At 76.0% G+C, this 19,290-nt stretch carries 15 protein-coding genes; 7 read left to right on the plus strand and 8 right to left on the minus strand.

Annotated features, from left to right (window positions below; genetic code table 11):
• Nucleotides 1–30: 30 nt before the first annotated feature.
• From ACZ5HG_RS14320 to ACZ5HG_RS14340, 5 genes are all read left to right on the plus strand, one after another.
• Nucleotides 31–657 carry a Maf family protein gene (locus ACZ5HG_RS14320; RefSeq protein ID WP_464177435.1) on the plus strand — a complete coding sequence of 209 codons (627 nt, stop codon included), beginning with the start codon at nt 31–33 and terminating at the stop codon, nt 655–657.
• Nucleotides 658–828: 171 nt separating this feature from the next.
• Nucleotides 829–2,634, plus strand: a complete 1,806-nt coding sequence (locus tag ACZ5HG_RS14325) for an ATP-binding protein (RefSeq protein ID WP_464177437.1) — start codon at nt 829–831, stop codon at nt 2,632–2,634.
• Between the two features lie 4 nt (nt 2,635–2,638).
• Nucleotides 2,639–3,295 (plus strand): NUDIX hydrolase, encoded by a 657-nt coding sequence (locus ACZ5HG_RS14330; RefSeq protein ID WP_464177439.1) that lies wholly within the window; start codon nt 2,639–2,641, stop codon nt 3,293–3,295.
• A 210-nt stretch (nt 3,296–3,505) separates the two neighbouring features.
• On the plus strand, nt 3,506–4,822 hold the full coding sequence (efeB, locus tag ACZ5HG_RS14335; RefSeq protein ID WP_464182169.1) for an iron uptake transporter deferrochelatase/peroxidase subunit: 1,317 nt from the start codon (nt 3,506–3,508) through the stop codon (nt 4,820–4,822).
• 51 nt (nt 4,823–4,873) lie between these two features.
• Nucleotides 4,874–6,805: an endonuclease/exonuclease/phosphatase family protein gene (locus tag ACZ5HG_RS14340; protein WP_464177441.1), complete on the plus strand. Its 1,932-nt coding sequence runs from the start codon at nt 4,874–4,876 to the stop codon at nt 6,803–6,805.
• A 21-nt stretch (nt 6,806–6,826) separates the two neighbouring features.
• Here ACZ5HG_RS14340 and ACZ5HG_RS14345 read toward each other — a convergent pair whose 3' ends face one another.
• Nucleotides 6,827–8,227, minus strand: a complete 1,401-nt coding sequence (locus ACZ5HG_RS14345; protein ID WP_464182170.1) for an NAD(P)H-quinone dehydrogenase — start codon at nt 8,225–8,227, stop codon at nt 6,827–6,829.
• 378 nt (nt 8,228–8,605) lie between these two features.
• Between ACZ5HG_RS14345 and ACZ5HG_RS14350 the strand changes: the two genes are divergently transcribed.
• Nucleotides 8,606–9,436, plus strand: coding sequence for a purine-nucleoside phosphorylase (locus tag ACZ5HG_RS14350; RefSeq protein ID WP_464177443.1), 831 nt, complete (start codon nt 8,606–8,608; stop codon nt 9,434–9,436).
• 96 nt (nt 9,437–9,532) lie between these two features.
• Entirely contained in the window at nt 9,533–11,398 is a 1,866-nt protein-coding gene (locus ACZ5HG_RS14355; protein WP_464177445.1) for a phospho-sugar mutase, read from the plus strand.
• Between the two features lie 121 nt (nt 11,399–11,519).
• On the opposite strand, the gene deoC is transcribed toward ACZ5HG_RS14355, so the two are convergent.
• From deoC to ACZ5HG_RS14390, 7 genes are all read right to left on the minus strand, one after another.
• The gene (gene deoC / locus ACZ5HG_RS14360) at nt 11,520–12,194 is read right to left on the minus strand and encodes a deoxyribose-phosphate aldolase (RefSeq protein ID WP_464177447.1); all 675 of its coding nucleotides are present in this window, start codon (nt 12,192–12,194) and stop codon (nt 11,520–11,522) included.
• Nucleotides 12,195–12,211: 17 nt separating this feature from the next.
• Nucleotides 12,212–13,282 carry an adenosine deaminase gene (locus ACZ5HG_RS14365; protein WP_464177449.1) on the minus strand — a complete coding sequence of 357 codons (1,071 nt, stop codon included), beginning with the start codon at nt 13,280–13,282 and terminating at the stop codon, nt 12,212–12,214.
• Nucleotides 13,283–13,548: 266 nt separating this feature from the next.
• Nucleotides 13,549–13,770, minus strand: coding sequence for a hypothetical protein (locus ACZ5HG_RS14370; protein ID WP_464177451.1), 222 nt, complete (start codon nt 13,768–13,770; stop codon nt 13,549–13,551).
• A gap of 274 nt (nt 13,771–14,044) precedes the next feature.
• A complete protein-coding gene (locus tag ACZ5HG_RS14375) occupies nt 14,045–16,180 on the minus strand; it encodes an HNH endonuclease signature motif containing protein (RefSeq protein WP_464177453.1) in 2,136 nt (711 codons plus the stop codon).
• Between the two features lie 223 nt (nt 16,181–16,403).
• Complete coding sequence (locus ACZ5HG_RS14380) at nt 16,404–17,438, minus strand: hypothetical protein (protein WP_464177456.1); 1,035 nt, start codon at nt 17,436–17,438, stop codon at nt 16,404–16,406.
• Between the two features lie 91 nt (nt 17,439–17,529).
• On the minus strand, nt 17,530–18,831 hold the full coding sequence (locus ACZ5HG_RS14385) for a thymidine phosphorylase (protein WP_464177458.1): 1,302 nt from the start codon (nt 18,829–18,831) through the stop codon (nt 17,530–17,532).
• On the minus strand, nt 18,828–19,235 hold the full coding sequence (locus ACZ5HG_RS14390) for a cytidine deaminase (RefSeq protein ID WP_464177460.1): 408 nt from the start codon (nt 19,233–19,235) through the stop codon (nt 18,828–18,830). The genes ACZ5HG_RS14385 and ACZ5HG_RS14390 overlap by 4 nt, the downstream gene beginning before the upstream one ends.
• Nucleotides 19,236–19,290 lie beyond the last annotated feature (55 nt).

Here is a 19,290-nt window from a genome sequence, read left to right on the forward strand (position 1 = left end):
TACGTCCTCGGCGCACGTAGGCTCGCCGGCGTGACCTCGCTCGTGCTCGCCTCCGCCTCCCCCGCCCGTCTGACCACCCTGCGTTCCGCCGGTGTCGAGCCGACCGTCGCGGTCTCCGCCGTCGACGAGCCCGCGGTGCTGGCCCAGGCCGGCGAGGTGCGCCCGGAGGACGCGGTGCTCCTGCTCGCCCGCGCCAAGGCCCGCGACGTCGCCCCGGCGCACCCGGGCGCGCTGGTGCTCGGCTGCGACTCCATGCTCGAGCTCGACGGCGCGGTGCTCGGCAAGCCCACCGACGCCGCCGACGCCGCCGCCCGGTGGCGGGCCATGCGCGGGCGCTCCGGCCGGCTGCACAGCGGGCACTGGCTGGTGGACGGCCGCACCCGCTCCGGCGGCGGGGCCGTGGAGGTCGGCGCGACCTCGACCACGGTGGTGCACTTCGCCGAGGTGACCGACGCCGAGATCGCCGCCTACGTCGGCACCGGCGAGCCGCTGCACGTGGCGGGGGCCTTCACGATCGACGGGCTGGGCGGACCGTTCGTCACCGGGATCGAGGGCGACCACCACGGCGTCGTCGGGCTCAGCCTGCCGCTGCTGCGCACGCTGCTCGCCGACCTCGGCGTGACGTTCCCCGACCTCTGGGGCCCCGCGGCGCGCTGAGCACCGTTTGTCCCCACCGGACAACGCCCGCCCCGCCACCCGGCGGCATCCGCGGCTCGCCGTTGTCGATTCCTCCAAGAGCGCTCCGGGAGCCGTTGGCCGGTTCCACGATCTTCCCCGGCAGGCCCGTCCGGGGCGTGTCCGACGGGCGGCCCCGCGTTACGGTGAGCCGTGCCCCGCATCTCCAAGGTCCTCGTCGCCAACCGCGGTGAGATCGCCGTCCGTGTCGCCCGTGCCTGCCGTGACGCCGGGATCGGCTCCGTCGCCGTCTACGCCGACCCCGACCGGGAGGCCCTGCACGTCCGGACCGCCGACGAGGCGTTCGCCCTGGACGGCAGCCGCGCGGCCGAGACCTACCTCGACATCGCCAAGCTGCTCGACGTCGCCCGGCGCTCCGGCGCGGACGCCGTGCACCCCGGCTACGGCTTCCTGTCCGAGAACGCCGAGTTCGCCCAGGCGGTGATCGACGCCGGCCTGGTGTGGATCGGCCCGCCGCCCTCGGCGATCGAGTCCCTCGGCGACAAGGTCAGCGCGCGCCACCTCGCGCAGCGCGCCGGTGCGCCGCTGGTCGCCGGCACCCCCGACCCGGTCTCCGGCGCGGCCGAGGTGCACGCCTTCGTCGCCGAGCACGGCCTGCCGGTCGCGATCAAGGCGGCCTTCGGCGGCGGCGGGCGCGGGCTCAAGGTCGCGCGCACCGAGGACGAGATCGACGAGCTGTACGAGTCCGCCGTCCGTGAGGCCACCGCCGCCTTCGGCCGCGGCGAGTGCTTCGTCGAGCGCTACCTCGACCGCCCCCGGCACGTCGAGACCCAGTGCCTCGCCGACGAGCACGGCGGCGTGGTCGTCGTCTCCACCCGCGACTGCTCCCTGCAGCGCCGGCACCAGAAGCTCGTGGAGGAGGCGCCCGCGCCCTTCCTCACCGACGAGCAGCGCCGCCTGCTGGTCGACTCCTCGATCGCGATCCTGCGCGAGGCCGGCTACGTCGGCGCCGGCACCTGCGAGTTCCTGGTCGCCGCCGACGGCACCGTGTCCTTCCTCGAGGTGAACACCCGCCTGCAGGTCGAGCACCCGGTCTCCGAGGAGATCAGCGGCATCGACCTGGTCCGCGAGCAGCTGCGGATCGCCGCCGGCGAGCCCCTCGGCTACGACCACGTCGAGACCCGTGGGCACTCGCTGGAGTTCCGGATCAACGGCGAGGACCCCGCCGCGGGCTTCCTGCCGGCGCCCGGCAAGATCACCACCCTGCGCCTGCCCGCCGGCCCCGGCGTGCGCGTCGACTCCGGCGTCGTCGAGGGCGACTCGGTCTCCGGCATGTTCGACTCGATGATCGCCAAGCTCGTCGTCACCGGTGCCACCCGCACCCAGGCGATCGAGCGGGCCCGGCGCGCGCTGACCGAGATGGAGGTCGTCGGCATCCCCACCGTCGTGCCGTTCCACCGCGCCGTGCTCCAGGAGGAGGCCTTCGCCCCCGCCGACCCCGCCCAGCCGTTCTCGGTGCACACCCGCTGGATCGAGACCGAGTTCGCCGAGCGCCTGCCCGCCCTCGTCGGCGGCACCCCCGCCGCCACCACGCCCGCCGCCCCCGCCGAGGAGGCGCCCGCCACCGAGCGCGTCGTGGTCGAGGTCGACGGCAAGCGCCTGGAGGTCGTGCTGCCCGCCGCGCTCGCGCTGCGCGTCGGCGGTCGCGTCCGGGCCGCCGCCGGTCCGCGCCGCGCACCCCGCCGCTCCGGCGGTGCCCGTGCCGGTCAGCCCGCCTCCTCGGGGAACAGCCTGACCTCGCCGATGCAGGGCACCATCGTCAAGGTCGCCGTCGAGGAGGGCGCGCAGGTGGCCGAGGGCGACCTGGTCGTCGTGCTCGAGGCGATGAAGATGGAGCAGCCGCTGGTCGCGCACCGCGCCGGCACCGTCGCCTCGCTCACCGCCGGCGTCGGCGCCACGGTCGGGGCCGGTGCGGTGATCTGCGAGATCGTCGACTGACCGCATGACGCATGACGCGGCTGCCGCGCCCACGCCCGGGCCCGACGCGGCTGCGCCCGACGCGCCCCCGGTCGAGGCCGCGCGCGCCCCGCACCGGCCGCGCCACCCCGGCGACGGCTGGGTCGACTGCCGCTGCGGCCACCGGCACTGGGGGCTGTGCGGCGCCGCCGGCCTGCTGCTCGCCCGCCCCGCCGCGGACGGCCGGCCCGTGACCGTGCTGCTCCAGCACCGCGTGCCGTGGAGCCACCACGGCGGCACCTGGGGTGTGCCCGGCGGCGCCCGGCACCCCGACGAGACCGCCGTGCAGGCCGCCCTGCGCGAGACCGCCGAGGAGGCCGGCGTCGACCCCGCCGCCGTGCGGGTGGTCGGGGAGCACGTGCTCGACCACGTCGACTGGTCGTACACCACCGTGCTCGCCGTGGCCGTGCGCGACGAGGGCACCCTGGACGCCCGCCCCACCGACGACGAGAGCCTGGCGATCGTCTGGGTGCCGCTGGACGAGGTGCCGGACCGCCCGCTGCTGCCCGCCTTCGCCGACGCCTGGCCGGGTCTGCGCGAGACGCTGCTCGCGGCGCTGGCCGAGGCAGGCACCGAGCCGGAGCCCGGGCCGCTCCCCGTCGAGGGACGGACGGCCCCCGAGGCACCCCGCGAGCGCGAGTAAGGTTCGCCTCACCTTCATCGTCCGTCCCGCCGTGAACCGCGCCGGGACCCGTCCCGCCGAGGACACATGAGCACGACCCACGACGACTCGACCGACCCCCGCGACCCCGGGACCGGCACCGCCGGGACCGCCGAGACCGAGACCCCCGAGGCCGGTACCGCCGCGGAGGTCAGCACCACCACCGGGACCGAGACCTCCGCCCGGCGCGGCATGACCCGGCGCGGGCTGCTCGGCCTGGCCGGCGGGGGCGCCGCCGCCGTCGCGGTGGCCGCCACCGGCTTCGGCGTGGGCCGCGCCACCGCCCCCGCACCGGCCACCGGCAGCGGCGCCGAGGTCTACGCCTTCACCGGCGAGCACCAGGCGGGGATCGTCACCCCGGCGCAGGACCGGATGTACACCGCCGCCTTCGACGTCACCGCCACCACCCGCGAGGACCTGGTCGCCCTGCTCCAGGCGTGGACCACCATGGCGGCCCGGCTCACGCAGGGGCTGTCCGCCGGTCCGCTCGGCTACGCCTCCGGCCCCTACGACGCACCCCCGGACGACACCGGCGAGGCCGCCGACCTGCCGCCCGCCGGGCTGACGCTGACCTTCGGCCTCGGCCGCAGCCTGTTCGTCGGCGGTGCCACGGATAGCACCGTCGAGGACCGGTTCGGGATCGCCGACCGGCTGCCCGCCGCCCTGGTCGACCTGCCGCACTTCCCCGGCGACGCCCTGGAGGACGCCCGCTGCGGCGGCGACCTGGTCGTGCAGGCCTGCGCCGACGACCCGCAGGTGGCCGTGCACGCGATCCGCAACCTGTCCCGGGTCGCCTTCGGCTCCGCGCGGATCCGGTGGACCCAGCTCGGCTACGGCCGCACGTCCTCCACGTCGACCGCGCAGCAGACCCCGCGCAACCTGTTCGGCTTCAAGGACGGCACCGCCAACATCAAGGCGGAGGAGCCCGAGGCGCTGGACGACCACGTCTGGGTGCAGTCCGGCGACGGCACCGACGCCGAGGCGTGGCTGGCCGGCGGCACCTACCTGGTGGCGCGGCGGATCCGGATGACCATCGAGACCTGGGACCGCTCCGCCCTGCGCGAGCAGGAGGCCGTGATCGGGCGGTCGAAGGCCGAGGGCGCCCCGCTGTCCGGCGGCACCGAGTTCACCGAGCCGGACTTCGCCCGTGCCGGTCGCGACGACGTCCCGCTGATCCCGGTCGACTCGCACGTCCGGATGGCCCACCCCACCCAGAACGACGGCGTGCGGATGCTGCGGCGCGGGTACAACTTCACCGACGGCAACGACGAGCTCGGCCGGCTGGACGCCGGGCTGTTCTTCCTCGCCTTCGTGCGCGACCCCTGCACCCAGTACATCCCGATGCAGACCGCGCTGGCGCGCTCGGACGCCCTGAGCGAGTACCTGCGGCACACCGGCTCCGGGCTGTGGGCGGTGCCCGCGGGCGTGCCCACCGGGGCGCTGGACGCCGCCGGGGCACCGGTCGCCGGGCGGTCGGACACCTACGTCGGGTCGGCGCTGCTCGCGTAGCGCCACCCGCGCACGGGCCCCCGCGCCCTCGCGCGCCGGTAGGTTGGCCGGATGACCGACGCGTCCCCCCAGCCCGGCTCCCCCACGCCGCCGGACGCCGGCACCGCCACCCGCGTCACGCTGGCCGCCCTGGTCACCGTGCTCGCCGTGGACGCCGTGCGTGCCTCCGGCCCGGCGCTCGACCGGGCGTTCACCGCGGGCACCGGCATCGTCGCGGGGACCGCGCTGGCCACCTACGTCGGCGCCGGCCTGCTCGCCGCGCTCCTGCTGCTGGTCACCGGTCGGCGCGAGGGCACCGCCGGCGGGCGGACCGTGCTGGTCGCGGTCGCCGTGCTCGGTGCCGCCCGGCTCGCCGCGCAGGGGCTGCACGACCTGCCGCGCTTCGTGCTCGTGCTGGTCACCGCGTCGCTCGCCGTCGCCGCGCTGGTGCTGGCCACCACCCTGGTCGCCGGCCGGCCCGGCGGCGGGCGGCAGGCCGCGATCGGCACCGTGCTCGGCGCCGGGATCTCCACCGCGCTCCAGCTCACCCTGGGGACCTGGGACCCGCTGTGGCACGGCGGGGTCGTCGGCACCCTGGTCGCCGTCGGCCTGGTCGCCGCCACCCTCGCCGTCGCCGCGGTCGCCGTGCGCCAGCGGCCCACCGGGCGCGCCCGCCGCACCTGGACGCTCGGGCCGACGCTCGCGCTGGTCCTGATGGCGCTCGCCAACCCCGCCTTCGCCGCCTCGCAGTCCGGCCTGCCGCTGCTGGTCGCCGGCACCGTGCTCGTGGTCGCCGCCGCGGGAACCGTCTGGCTGCTGCTGGTGCCCCGGGTGCTCGTGCCGGGGGTGCGGGTGCTCGCCTCCGTCGTGCTGCCGGTCGCCGTCGCCGCCGCGTTCCTGCTGCCCGACGCCGGATCGCTGGTCGCCCTGGCCGTCGCCCTGCCCGCCACCGGCGTCGTGCTGGCCGGCGCGCTCAGCACCCACCGTCCGGCGCCGCCCGGGATCCCCCGCACCGCCGTCGCCACCGCCGGCGTCGGTCTCGGCCTGGTGCTCGTGCTGCTGGTCTACCTGCTCGACTACGACGTGCCGCTCGGGATCGACAACGCCTGGGTCGTCGTCGCCGCGAGCGTGCTGCTCGCCCTCGGCGGCCTGCGCCGGACCACCCCGGACGCCCCGGTCACCACCGAGCCCGCCCCGCCGCTGCGCGCGAACGCCCTGCGCCTGCTGGTGCTGCCCTCGGTGGTGCTGCTCGCGATCGGCTGGTGGGCCGCGCCGCCCGCCCCCGCCGCCACCGACTCGGCCGCCGACAGCCTGGTCGTGCTGGACTGGAACCTGCACTACGGCGTCGCCGCCGACACCGCCGTCGACCTGGAGCAGATCGCCCGCACCATCGAGCAGCAGCGCCCCGACGTGGTGCTGCTGCAGGAGGTGGCGCGCGGCTGGGTGCTCGGCGGCGGCGTCGACATGGCCACCTGGCTCGGCGACCGGCTCGGCATGCACGTCGAGTTCGCCCCGGCGGCCGACCGGCAGTTCGGCAACGTCCTGCTGTCCCGCACCCCGCTGCGCGACGTCGAGATCATCGACCTGCCCTACGGCGACGGCCCGCAGGCGCGCTCCGCGATCACCGCCGTGGTCGACGGCCCCGGCGGGACGCCGGTGCGTGTGACCTCCGTGCACCTCCAGCACCGGGACGACAACACCGCGACCCGGCTGGAGCAGATCGCCGCGCTGACCGCCGCGCTGCCGGACGACGGCCCCGCGGTGCTCACCGGCGACCTCAACGCCGAGCCCGGCTCCCCCGAGGTCGAGGCGCTCACCGCCGCCGGCTGGGTCAGCGCGATCGACACCGCCGGCGACCCCGACGCGCTCACCCACCCCAGCGACGACCCGGACGTGCGGATCGACTGGGTGTTCGGCCGTGGCGTCGACCTGACCGACGCCCGGGTGCTCACCGACGAGTCCTCCGACCACCTCGCGGTGGTCACGACGGTGCGCGTGCCCTGATCGATCCTGGAGCGCCCCGCGCTACTCGTCCAGGTGGTGCAGCACCCGGGCCACCTCGGCGATGCTGCCGGACAGCGACGGGTACACCGTGAACGCCTTCGCCACGTCGTCCACCGTCAGGCCGTGCGACACCGCCAGCGTGATCGGGAAGATCAGCTCGCTCGCCCGCGGCGCCACCACCACCCCGCCGAGCACCGTGCCCGCCGTCGGGTGCGCGAACAGCTTCACGAACCCGTCCCGGACGCCCAGCATCTTCGCGCGCGGGTTGCGGGCCAGCGGCAGCGTGTTCGTCACGAAGTGCGCCCCGCGCTCGCGCAGCGCCGCCTCGCTCGACCCCACCGTGGCGATCTCCGGCGCGGTGAAGATGTTCGCCGCCACCCCGCGCAGCGCCAGCGGGGACACCGCGTCGCCCAGCGCGTGCGCCATCGCGATCCGCCCCTGCATCGCCGCCACCGACGCCAGCGGCAGCACCCCCGTCACGTCGCCCGCCGCGTAGACCCCGCGCACCGACGTCCGCGACACCCGGTCCACCTCGATGTGCCCGGAGGCCGTGGTGCGCACCCCGGACCCCTCCAGGCCCAGCCCCCGCGTGCTCGGCACCGAGCCCACCGCCAGCAGGACGTGCGAACCGGTGATCTCCCGCCCGTCCGCGAGCGTGACCACCACACCGTCGGCGGTCCGCCGAGCGGCGGTCGCCCGGGCTCGCGGCACCACCTGCATCCCGCGCGAGCGGAACACCTCCTCCAGCATCGCCGCGGCGTCCGCGTCCTCCCCCGGCAGCACCCGGTCACGGCTGGAGACCAGCACCACCTGCGATCCCAGCGAGACGTACGCCCCGGCGAACTCCGCACCGGTCACGCCCGAGCCGACCACCACCAGCCGCTCCGGCAGCTGCTCCAGGCGGTACAGCTGCGTCCAGGTGAGGATCCGCTGCCCGTCCGGCTGCGCGTCCGGCAGCGTGCGCGGCGTCGCCCCGGTCGCCAGCAGCACCGCGTCCGCCGCCAGCGTCTCGACCACCTCGCCGCCCGGCGACCGCTCCACCACCACCCGCTCCGGGCCGTCCAGCCGGCCGTGGCCCGCCAGCACCCGCACCCCCTCGCGCTCCATCCGGGTGAGGATGTCGTGCGACTGGGCCAGCGCCAGCTCGCGCACCCGCGCGTTCACCGCCGCCATGTCGATGCTGTGGCGTCGCGCCGGACCCGGGTCGCCCGCCGGCAGGTCCAGCCGGATCCCGAGCTCCCCCGCGCGCTCCGCGATCGTCATCCACTCCGCCGTCGCGATCAGCGTCTTCGACGGCACCACGTCCGTCAGCACCGCCGACCCGCCCAGTCCCGCGCGCTCCACCACCGTCACGTCCGCACCGAGCCGCCGCGCCACCAGCGCCGCCTCGTAGCCACCCGGGCCGCCGCCGACCACCACCACGTGCGGCGCAGTCCGCCCCGGGGCTGCCGGGCGCGCGGGCTGGTCCGCCGACGCGGGCGCGGGCTGGTCCGCCGACTCGGGTGCGGGCGCGGCTGCCGGGACGGGGACGTCTGCCGGCGCGGGCGCAGGCGCGTCTGCGGGCACCGGGGGCGGCGTCGGCGCGGACTCCGGTGCGAGGTTCGGGATCGCGGGGTCGGACGGGGGCTGCGTCACGGCTGCCATCCTGCCGGTTCCCGCCGCACGCGCGAGTGGAACGCAGGCACGATCCCCCGGGCACGTGCCCGGGCCGCCCGCACGCCGGTAGGCTCGACCGTCGCGGCCGACGCCGCACGACCCACCCGCCGGACGCGCTCCGGCCGCCCGGCAGAAGGAGCACCCATGGCCGACGACGCCCGTCTCGACGACCTCACCGCCGACCCGCTGGAGGTCGCCGCCGACGCCGCCGCGTACCTCGCGCAGGCCACCGGCGTGGCGAAGCACGACATCGCCCTGGTTCTCGGCTCGGGCTGGGGCGGCGCCGCCGACCTGCTGGGCGAGACCGTCGCCGAGATCGCTGCCCCCGAGGTCCCCGGCTTCGCCGCCCCCGCGGTCGTCGGCCACGTCGGCACCATCCGCTCGATCCGGATCGCGGGCACCGACAAGCACGCGCTGGTCCTCGGCTCGCGCACCCACCTGTACGAGGGCAAGGGCGTGCGACGCGTCGTGCACGGCGTGCGCACCGCCGCCGCGGCCGGCTGCTCCACCATCGTGCTCACCAACGGCTGCGGCGGCCTCGACCCGTCGTGGAAGCCGGGCACCCCCGTGCTCATCCGCGACCACATCAACCTCACCACGGTCTCCCCGCTCGAGGGCGCGACCTTCGTCGATCTCACCGACCTGTACTCCGGCCGGCTGCGCGACCTCGCCCGGACCGTGGACAGCACCCTCGACGAGGGCGTCTACGTGCAGTTCCGCGGCCCGCACTACGAGACCCCGGCCGAGGTGAAGATGGCCGGCGTGCTCGGCGGCAGCCTGGTCGGCATGTCCACCACCATCGAGGCCATCGCCGCCCGCCACGTCGGCATGGAGGTGCTCGGCATCTCCCTGGTCACCAACCTCGCCGCCGGCATCAGCGACGAGCCGCTGTCGCACGCCGAGGTCATCGAGGCCGGTCAGGCCGCCGGCCCGCGGATCAGCCGCCTGCTCGCGGAGATCGTCGCCGCGATCTGACACCGCGCACCACGCACCACCCCCGCCTGCGGCACCCGCCGCCCGGGGTACAGCACGCAGCGGGGCCGGACGCCCCGAGGGAGAAGGACGACAGGCATGAGCGAGCCGCTCAGCACCGCGACGCACGACGAGACCTGGCAGGCGCTGGCCGCCGAGGTCCGCGAGTGGATCGCCGACGACCCCGACCCCGCCACCGTCGACGAGCTCACCGCCCTGCTCGAGCGGGCGACCGCCGACACCGGCACGGCGTCCGGCACCGAGCGCACCGCCGCCGACCTGGACGTCGAGCGGGCCCGCGCCGACCTCGCCGACAGGTTCACCGGCCTGCTCCAGTTCGGCACCGCCGGCCTGCGCGGCGAGATCGCCGGCGGCCCCGCCCGGATGAACCGCGCCGTCGTCATCCGGGCGGCCTCCGGCCTCGGCGCCTACCTGCTCGGCGAGCTCGACGGCGTCGGGCGTCCGCGCGTCGTCGTCGGCCACGACGCACGGCACCGCTCCGTCGACTTCGCCCACGACACCGCCGCCGTGCTCACCGCCGTCGGGATCGACGTGCTCATGCTGCCGCCGCAGCTGCCCACCCCCGTGCTCGCCTTCGCCGTGCGCCACCTCGGTGCCGACGCCGGCGTCATGGTCACCGCCAGCCACAACCCCCCGCGGGACAACGGCTACAAGGTCTACCTCGGCGGTCGCGTCGTCGGCGGCTCCGGCCAGGGCGCGCAGATCGTCCCCCCGATGGACGGTGCCATCGCCGCCGAGATCGGTCGCGTGCCCTCCGTCGCCTCCGTGCCACGCGCCGCCGACGGCTGGACCACCCTCGGTCCCGAGATCGTCGACGCCTACACCGCCGCCGTCGGGGCGCTGGCCGCCGACGACGCCGAGACCCGGGCCCGTGCCGCCGCCCTGCGCGTCGTGCTCACCCCCATGCACGGCGTCGGCGGGGAGACCGCCCAGCGCGTGCTGCGCGCCGCGGGCTTCACCGACCTGCACGTCGTCGCCGAGCAGGCCGAGCCCGACCCCGACTTCCCCACCGTCGCCTTCCCGAACCCCGAAGAGCCCGGCGCCATCGACCTCGCCGTCGCGCTGGCCGCCGCGGTGGACGCCGACCTGGTGATCGCGCTCGACCCCGACGCCGACCGCTGCGGCGCCGCCATCCGTGACCCGCGCGCCCGTACCCACACCGGCACCGAGAGCGCCGCCGCCGACGGCTGGCGCATGCTGCACGGTGACGAGGTCGGCGCCCTCCTCGGCTCCGTCGCCGCCGGTCGCTTCGGCACCGACGGGGCCGAGGTGGTCGAGGACGCCCCCGTGCTCGCCAACTCCATCGTGTCGTCCCGGCTGCTCTCCCGGATCGCCGGTGCCGCCGGGCTGCGTCACGCCCAGACCCTCACCGGCTTCAAGTGGATCTCCCGCGTCGACGGCCTCGCCTTCGGCTACGAGGAGGCCCTCGGCTACTGCGTCGACCCCGCCGACGTCCGCGACAAGGACGGCATCTCCGCCGCCCTCGTGCTCTGCGGGCTCGCCGCCGGGCTCAAGGCCGCCGGCCGCACGCCGGTCGACGTCCTCGACGATCTCGCCCGCCGGCACGGCCTACACCTCACCGACCAGCTGTCGGCCCGGTTCACCGACCTGTCGAAGATCCCCGCCGCCATGGCCCGCCTGCGCGAGCAGCCGCCGACGCACCTCGGCGGGTCCCCCGTCGTCTCCGTCGTCGACCTCGCCGCCGGCACCGACGCCGAGCGCGGCGGCCTGCCGCCCACCGACGGCATCCGCCTGCTCGCCGCCGACGACACCCGCGTCATCGTGCGCCCCTCCGGCACCGAGCCCAAGGTCAAGTGCTACCTCGAGGTCGTCCTGCCCGTCGAGGCCGAGGCACCCTTCGAGACCGTCGGCCAGGCGCGGGTCGCCGCCCGGCAGCGGCTCGACGCCGTGCGCGCCGACGTCGCGGCCGCGCTGGGGCTCTGACACCGCTCAGCGCTCGCACCACGCACACTCTGCACGACGCCGCGAGCCCGGCCCGAGATCGCTCTCGGACCGGGCTCGCGGTCTGCCTGCCCGCGGGTGCTCCCGCGCGCGATGCGTCGGGTCAGTACCCGCCGTCGGCCTCGAAGCCGGAGATCACTGCCGCCGTGCCCGACAGGCCCAGACGCGTCGCACCCGCCTCGATCATCGCCAGCGCGTCCGCCGCCGTGCGCACCCCGCCCGAGGCCTTCACGCCGAGGCGTCCGCCGACCGTCGCCGCCATGATCTCCACCGCGTGCACCGTCGCCCCGCCCGCCGGGTGGAAGCCCGTCGACGTCTTGACGAAGTCCGCGCCCGCCGCCTCCGCGGCCTTGCAGACCTCCACGATCTCGTGGTCCGTCAGCGCCGCCGACTCGATGATCACCTTGAGCACCGTCGGTGCCGGGGCCGCCGCACGCACCGCCGCGATGTCCGCCTGCACCGCCGCGAAGTCGCCCGACTTCGCCACGCCGACGTCGATCACCATGTCGACCTCGTCCGCGCCGTCCGCGACCGAGCGCGCCGCCTCCGCGGCCTTCACGTCGCTGTGGTGCTTGCCCGAGGGGAAACCGCAGACCGTCGCGATCTTCAGGCCCTTCGCGTCCAGCGGCAGGAACGACGGCGAGACGCAGACCGAGTAGACGCCCAGGCGGACGCCCTCCTCGACCAGCGCCGCCACGTCGGCGGCCGTGGCCTCCGGCTTCAGCAGCGTGTGATCGACGAACTTCGCGAGCCCAGCGGCGTCGAGAGTGGCGCTCATCGGTGGTGCCTTCCTTGTCAGTGCGATGCGTAGCCGGGCAGGATCACCCGGTCGATGAGATCTCGGCGCACGTCCTGGTGGCAGAACGCGTGCCGTGCGGCGGTGACCGTGACGTCCCGCAGGTCGTCGAGCGTCCACCCCGCGTCCGCCACCAGCCGGGACATCTCGCCCGACATGCTCGTGGCCGACTGGAGACGGTTGTCGGTGTTCAGCGTGACCGCGAAGCCGAGGCGCAGCAGCGTCGTCACCGGGTGCTCCGCCACCGAGGGGGCGCCGCCCGTCTGCACGTTCGACGTCGGGCACACCTCCAGCGCGATCCGGCGGTCCCGCACCCAGTGCGCCAACCGACCCAGACGTGGGGCGCCGTCCGGCTCCGTCGCGAGCGTCACGTCCTCCATCAGACGGATCCCATGGCCGATCCGCAGCGCGCCCACGTCCACCGCGTCGTCCACCGACTCGTGGCCGGCAGCCTCGCCCGCGTGCACCGTCACCGGGAAGCGCGCCGCCCGCAGGCTCGCGAACGCCGCGCCCATCGCCTGCGCCGGGTACCCGTGCTCCGGGCCGGCGATGTCGAAGCCCACCACCCCGCGGTCCCGGTTCGCCAGCGCCAGCGCCGCGATCTCGTCCGCGCGGTCCGAGTCCCGCATCGCGCACAGCAGCAGCCCGACCCGGATCTCCCTCCCCTGCGCGGCGGCGGCCTCGATCCCCTCGTCCGCGCCCGCCCGCACCGCGTCGACCACCTGCTGCAACGACAGACCGCCGGCCTGGTGCAGCTCCGGAGCGAACCGCTCCTCGACGTAGACCACGCCGTCCGCCGCCAGATCCAGCACCGCCTCGCGCGCCACCCGGCGCAGCGCGGGGGCCGTCTGCATCACGGCGATCGTGTGCACGAACGTCGCGATGTACACCTCGAGACTGCCTGCATCCGCCTGCGCGAAGAACCAACGCCCCAGCTCGTCGGGATCGGTGGTCGGCAGCTCGTGACCGATCTCCGCGGCCAGCTCCACCACCGTCGCGGGGCGCACACCGCCGTCCAGGTGATCGTGGAGCAGGACCTTCGGCAGGGCGAGGATCTGCTCCGGTGTCATGCGCTCACGGTACTGGCCGGGGTGCCCCCGCGTCGCATCGCCCTCCGGAGTCGGGGGGTGGCCGCCGCGTCACGGATAGTCGCCCCGTCGGGAGCGGTCGCCAGCTCAGCAGTGGCCGCCCCGTCGGGAGCGGTCGCCAGCTCAGCAGTGGCCGCCCCGTCGGGAGCGGTCGCCAGCTCAGCAGTGGCCGCCCCGCTGGGGTACTCGCCCCGCCAGCCGTGGCCGCCCAGCCCGGGGTGCTCGCCCCATCGACCGTCGACGCCCCGTCAGGGGTAGTCGTCGCGCTCATCCTCCGGAACCCGCGCGCGCTGCTCCGCGACGTCCCCCGCATCCGCCTCGTCCACCAGGTCCGGGCGTGCGTCCTCGGGCACGTAGGCACCGTCCTCCGACGAACGTCGGTCGTCGGAGGCGACCTCGGGAAGATCCGTCAGCTCGGGCTCCACCAGACCGGCGTCCTCCCAGGACCGGTCACCGGGCACGGTGCTCATCGCAGCCTCCTCGCGTCGGTCCTTCCATCGTGCCCCCGGAGAGGCACGAGCGCCATGCAAGGGCGCCGGGGACGACGCACGAGCGGCAGCGAGCACAAGGAGCAAGCGAGCAGCGAGGACAAGGAGCAAGCGAGCAGCGAGCACAAGGAGCAAGCGAGCAGCGAGCACAAGGAGCAGGTGGGCAGCGAGCGCGAGGGACGGGCGGGGGACGACGGAGACCCGCGAGCGGCAGCGAGGACGCAGCAGGGCGCGCCCGCAACGCGACCCACGCCGGCTAGAACGGTGGAGGCGGCGGCGGTCCGGCCTCGGCGCCGAGCGCGGCTCCCGGTGGAACGGGGGTGCCGAGGTGGCGGTGGTGCCCGTCCTGGCCGGGCACGACGTGGTGCTGGTGCCCGGCGGGGGTGGTCCACACGTAGGTGCCGGGCGCGGTCTGTCGCAGCCTGAACCCGCCGTCGGTCTTCAGGCGGTGATCGCGTCGGCACAGCGGTCCGAGGTTGTCGTGCGTGGTCGTGCCGGGAGCGTGCCCGTCGGGCGGGTCGTGGAACTCGATGGTGTGGTCGAGGTCGCAGGTCTCCGCCGGCGCGGAGCACCCCGAACGGGCGCAGACCTGGTCGCGAGCGCGCACGTGCCGGGCCAGTCCCTGCGGAGGGCGGTAGGTCGTGCGTCCGACGTCCAGGACGGTGCCGGACAGCGCGTCGGTGACGATCCGGCGCCAGACGCCGCCCTCGGCCATGGCCAGCGACCGGGCGGTCGAGGCGTCGACGGCACCGATGCCGGCGAGGTCGGCGGGGTGCTCGTCCAGGCCGAGCAGGGTGGACAGCGCCACGGTGACGCGGACCTCGGTGCGGTGGTGCGCCGCGGTCCCGCACCCGGTGCGGCCGACGCTCTCGGACCCGTCGGTGGTGCCATCGGTCGTGAACGCGTCGGGGCGGTCGTCGGTCCCGGACCCATCGGCGCGTCTGTCGGTTCCTGACCCATCGGCGCAGCCCTCGATGCCGGACCGATCGGCACGGCCGCCGGTCTCCTCCTCGGCCGAGCGGTCATCGGCTCGGCGCTCATCGACAGGCCGGCGCGCGCCGGTGCGATCGGGCGCCCGCAGGTCGTGCTCGCGGTCGTGGTCGGGCGTCGCTGGTGCTCGCGAGCGGTCCCGTGCCCCGTCCCACGACTCCGTGCGGCGAGAACCGGCGGCGCTGCCCGAGGAGCGAGCATCGGCATCCACCGTGCCACCGGCCGCGGCACCGAATCCCTCGGTGCCGCCCGTCACGGCATCAGCCGTCGCCGCACCCCTGCGCACCGCTCCAGCATCACCCAGCGCAGCACCGCCGAGCGCCGCACCGTCGAACGCTGCACCGCCAGACGCGGGGCCCGTGCAGGTGGTGTGCAGGACCAGGTCGCTCAGGCCGTCGGCGCGGAGCTGGTCGAGGGTGCGAGGGTCGCCCGCGGACCGCGCGGTGCGTGCGGCGGCGTCCAGCGTGGCGTCGATCCGTGCGGCGGTGACCGCGGGAAGCACGGCAGTCACGGAGGCCATGCCGTCGGGCAGCACGCGGGGACGGTGCACGCACCTGCGGGCACGGGCGCGCTCGGCGCGGTGGGCGGCGTCGTGCGGGTCGACGATCAGCAGGGCTTTGCCGAGGTCCCGGTCGATCTGGGTCGGTGTGCGGTTCCCGGCGTCGACCAGCACCCGCTCCTCGGCGTCCAGGGCGACCTGCACGTGCTGGTCGGCGAGGCGGTCGACGATCTTGCCTGCGACGACCGGGCTGATCATCCCCGTGGCGAGCGCGTGCCCGGTCGCGGTCAGGGTGCCGGCGAACGCCTGCCCGTGCCGCACCAGACGCGCCGCCGACCGCCGGGACCACGACAGGCGCATCGCGAGCTCGTCGCCGGCGACGCACTCCTGCGCGGGCGGGCGACCGGCAGCGCGGTTCCACGACGGGTTCATCGACGCCCGACCCGCGAGCTCGGCGGCGGCCCGCGCGCCCTGGGCATGCACCCATGACTGCATGCGCTGCCACGCCGCCACCACCTCGACCAGGTCGCCGTCCCCGACCCGCCCCAGGTCGGTCGAGTCGAGCAGCGCGGCCAGCGCCACACCCGGCCGCACCGGACTCACGTGCTCGACGCCCGGGAGCGTCGACAGCAGCAGCGCGAGCCCCGCGGCGCGGTCCTGCTCGACGTGGATCGCCCGCACCCAGGTCGGGACGCTCTCGGGCTCGTCGTCCGGCACGGGCGTCGAGGGGTCCGCAGGCACCTCCGCGGCTTCGAGCCCGGGCACCTCCGCGAGTCCGAGCCCGAGGACGTCCGTCGAGCCGCTGTCGGACGGCGTGGCGACGCCCACGGAAGCACCGGCACGCACGACGCCGGCACCGGCGAGATCGCCGGTCGCGGGGTGTCTATGCAGGTCAGGTGCCATGCCGTCACACTAGGCTCCACCACCCACACGCCGCCGCACCCGATCGCCCCGCCTGGGGACGACGAACGCCGCTCGCGCCTGTGGACGGCTCGACGCCCGCTCGTGGAGCGGATCAGGCCGTGGAGCGGATCAGGCGATAGAGCGGATCAGGCCGTCGACGGATCCGCGACGAGCCCGCCGCGGAGGCTGCGGCCGCTCAGCGCTCCCCTCTCGCCACGGGCCCTCAACGCCCCAGCGCCGCCACGGGCAGCAGCGCCCAGCACAGGTGCGTCCAGCCGCCGAGCGCCGCCACGGGACCGGTGGGCCGCTCCACCTCGCCACGGGTCAGCGGGAGCAGCCGCCCCGTCCCGGGCTCGTACACCAGGTACCCGTCGTCGGTGCGGGCGGCGGCGAGGACGACGTGCCGGGGCACGGCCGCGGCCACGCCGTCGCCGAGGTCGCCGCCGCTGTAGAGGGGCACGGGCACGCCGTGGTCGAGGGCGGCGTCGATCCGCGCGAGCAGGTCCTGCACCTCGGCGGGCCGCCGGTCGTCGACGGGGACGGCGCGGTAGCGGACGCCGGGGAACCGGGCGAGGCGCTCGGCGCCCCACGGGGGTGTGCCGAGGGCGCGCGGCCAGGGCAGGAGGCCGAGCACCGCACGCCGGGTGGAGGCGCGGTGCAGGGCGTGCTGGAGGGCGCCCCAGCGGGCGGCGGTGGCGGCCTCGGGGGTGGCGTCGGCGTGCACGGTGCGGCCGTCGGGGGTGCGGAACCACGTCGGGGCGTCGGGGTGGTGGCCGACGGCGGTGCGGTGCTCGGCGAGCGGGAGGTCCTCGGCGTCGATCAGCCGCAGCTCGGGCGGCACGGACCCGCCGGCGGGGGTGCGACCGGTGACGAGCCACGCGGCGAGCCGAGGGTCGCCGGCGGCGGCGAGCATGCCGAGCACAGCGGCGCCGCAGGTGGTGCCGTCGACCTGCTGCGCGGCGGCGCTCCCCCACCGCACGACCCGCCCGGGACGACTCGCGCCCGCGGCAGCCGCCACGGCGCCCGCGGCACCACCCCCGCCGAGCGGGGCGAGCACCTGCCGTCGGCGCACGGGGTCGAGGTCGTCGAGGAGGGTGTCGAGGGCGCGGTCGTCGGCGGTGGGCGCGCTGCGCCGGGCCCGCGGGGCCGACGGTCCGCCGATCGGTGCGGGTGGCACCCGGCGGCCCTGCACGGCGCGCAGCAGCGTGCTCAGCTGCCAGCCTCGCCAGTCCATGGTGCCCTCCTGATCGCTCGCCACGGGTCCATCCTCCCCCGTCACGCAGCACGGCCCCGACCAGCACCCCGAGCGGGGCGGCGGCCGGGGCCGTGCGGTGCGTCCGCGCGCAGGCTCAGCGCGTGGCGTCGATCCGGTCGAGGATCAGCGACCCACGTCCCGCGGGGGCGGTGGCGCTGACCTCGATCGCCCCGTCGAGTGCGGCGACGGCGCGCTCGAAGCGCTCGGGGGTGTCGGTGTGCAGGGTGAGGATCGGCTGCCCGGCGCGGACGGTGTCGCCCGGCTTGGCGTGGATCTCGACACCGGCACCGGCCTGCACCGGGTCCTCCTTGCGGGCGCGTCCTGCCCCGAGCCGCCAGGCGGCGATGCCGACGCCGTACGCGTCCAGGGTGGTGAGGACGCCGTCGGCGGGGGCGAGCACCTGCTCGGTGTGCCGCGCGACGGGCAGGGGCGCGTCGGCGTCGCCGCCCTGCGCCTGGATCATCCGGCGCCACACGTCCATGGCACGGCCGTCGGACAGGGCGGCGGCGACGTCGAGGCCGGGGCGGCCGGCGGCGGCGAGCATCTCCTGCGCGAGGGCGACGGTGAGCTCGACGACGTCGGCGGGGCCCCCACCGGCGAGCACCTCGAGGGACTCGCGCACCTCGAGGGCGTTGCCGGCGGTGAGGCCGAGCGGGGTGGACATGTCGGTGAGCAGGGCGACGGTGGTGACGCCCGCGTCGGTGCCGAGGTCGACCATGGTGCGGGCGAGCTCGCGGGCCTTGCCGAGGTCCTTCATGAAGGCGCCGGAGCCGACCTTGACGTCGAGGACGAGCGCCCCGGTGCCCTCGGCGATCTTCTTGCTCATGATCGAGGAGGCGATCAGCGGGATGGCCTCGACGGTGCCGGTGACGTCGCGCAGGGCGTAGAGCTTGCGGTCGGCGGGGGCGAGCCCGGAGCCGGCCTGGCAGATGACGGCGCCGACCTCCTCGAGCTGGGTCATCATCTCCTCGTTGCTCAGCGCGGCGCGCCAGCCGGGGATGGACTCGAGCTTGTCGAGGGTGCCGCCGGTGTGGCCGAGGCCGCGCCCGGACAGCTGCGGCACGGCGACGCCGAACACGGCGACGAGCGGGGCGAGCGGCAGGGTGATCTTGTCGCCGACGCCGCCGGTGGAGTGCTTGTCGGAGGTCGGCCGGGACAGCGCCGAGAAGTCCATCCGCTCGCCGGAGGCGATCATGGCGGCGGTCCAGCGGGCGATCTCGGACCGGTCCATCCCGTTGAGCAGCACCGCCATGTTGAGGGCGGACATCTGCTCCTCGGCGACGACGCCGCGGGTGTACGCGTCGATCACCCAGTCGATCTGGGCGTCGGACAGCCGGTGCCCGTCGCGCTTGGTGATGATGACGTCGACGGCGTCGAACGGCTCGGTGACGCTCATGCGTCGGCCTTCCTCTCCACGAGGTCGCTGGGCCCGAACGCGTCGGGCAGCACCTCGGTCATGGGCTTGATCCCGCTCACCGTGTCGACGAGCAGGTCGGGTCCCCCGTGCTCCCACAGGAGCTGGCGGCAGCGGCCGCACGGCATGAGGGCGTTGCCGTGGGCGTCCACGCAGGCGAAGGCGACGAGGCGCCCGCCGCCGGACACGTGCAGCCCGGACACCAGCGCGCACTCGGCGCACAGGGTCAGGCCGTACGAGGCGTTCTCCACGTTGCAGCCGACGACCACGCGGCCGTCGTCGACGAGGGCGGCGACGCCCACGGGGAACTTCGAGTACGGGACGTAGGCCTTCTTCATGACCTCGGTCGCGGCGGCACGCAGCGCGTCCCAGTCGATCTCCGGCACAGCCGGCTCCTCTCCTCACGCACGCACTGCCGCCACCCGTGCGGGCGACGGCAGT

The sequence above is a fragment of the Cellulomonas sp. GTC20042 genome, from assembly GCF_055389595.1.

Coding starts and splice junctions, on each gene's coding strand:
- ACZ5HG_RS14330 (WP_464177439.1), top strand. CDS start 2,639: ATGACGCATGACGCGGCTGCCGCGCCCACGCCCGGGCCCGACGCGGCT.
- efeB (WP_464182169.1), top strand. CDS start 3,506: ATGACCCGGCGCGGGCTGCTCGGCCTGGCCGGCGGGGGCGCCGCCGCC.
- ACZ5HG_RS14340 (WP_464177441.1), top strand. CDS start 4,874: ATGACCGACGCGTCCCCCCAGCCCGGCTCCCCCACGCCGCCGGACGCC.
- ACZ5HG_RS14350 (WP_464177443.1), top strand. CDS start 8,606: ATGGCCGACGACGCCCGTCTCGACGACCTCACCGCCGACCCGCTGGAG.
- ACZ5HG_RS14355 (WP_464177445.1), top strand. CDS start 9,533: ATGAGCGAGCCGCTCAGCACCGCGACGCACGACGAGACCTGGCAGGCG.
- deoC (WP_464177447.1), bottom strand. CDS start 12,194: ATGAGCGCCACTCTCGACGCCGCTGGGCTCGCGAAGTTCGTCGATCAC.
- ACZ5HG_RS14365 (WP_464177449.1), bottom strand. CDS start 13,282: ATGACACCGGAGCAGATCCTCGCCCTGCCGAAGGTCCTGCTCCACGAT.
- ACZ5HG_RS14370 (WP_464177451.1), bottom strand. CDS start 13,770: ATGAGCACCGTGCCCGGTGACCGGTCCTGGGAGGACGCCGGTCTGGTG.
- ACZ5HG_RS14375 (WP_464177453.1), bottom strand. CDS start 16,180: ATGGCACCTGACCTGCATAGACACCCCGCGACCGGCGATCTCGCCGGT.
- ACZ5HG_RS14385 (WP_464177458.1), bottom strand. CDS start 18,831: ATGAGCGTCACCGAGCCGTTCGACGCCGTCGACGTCATCATCACCAAG.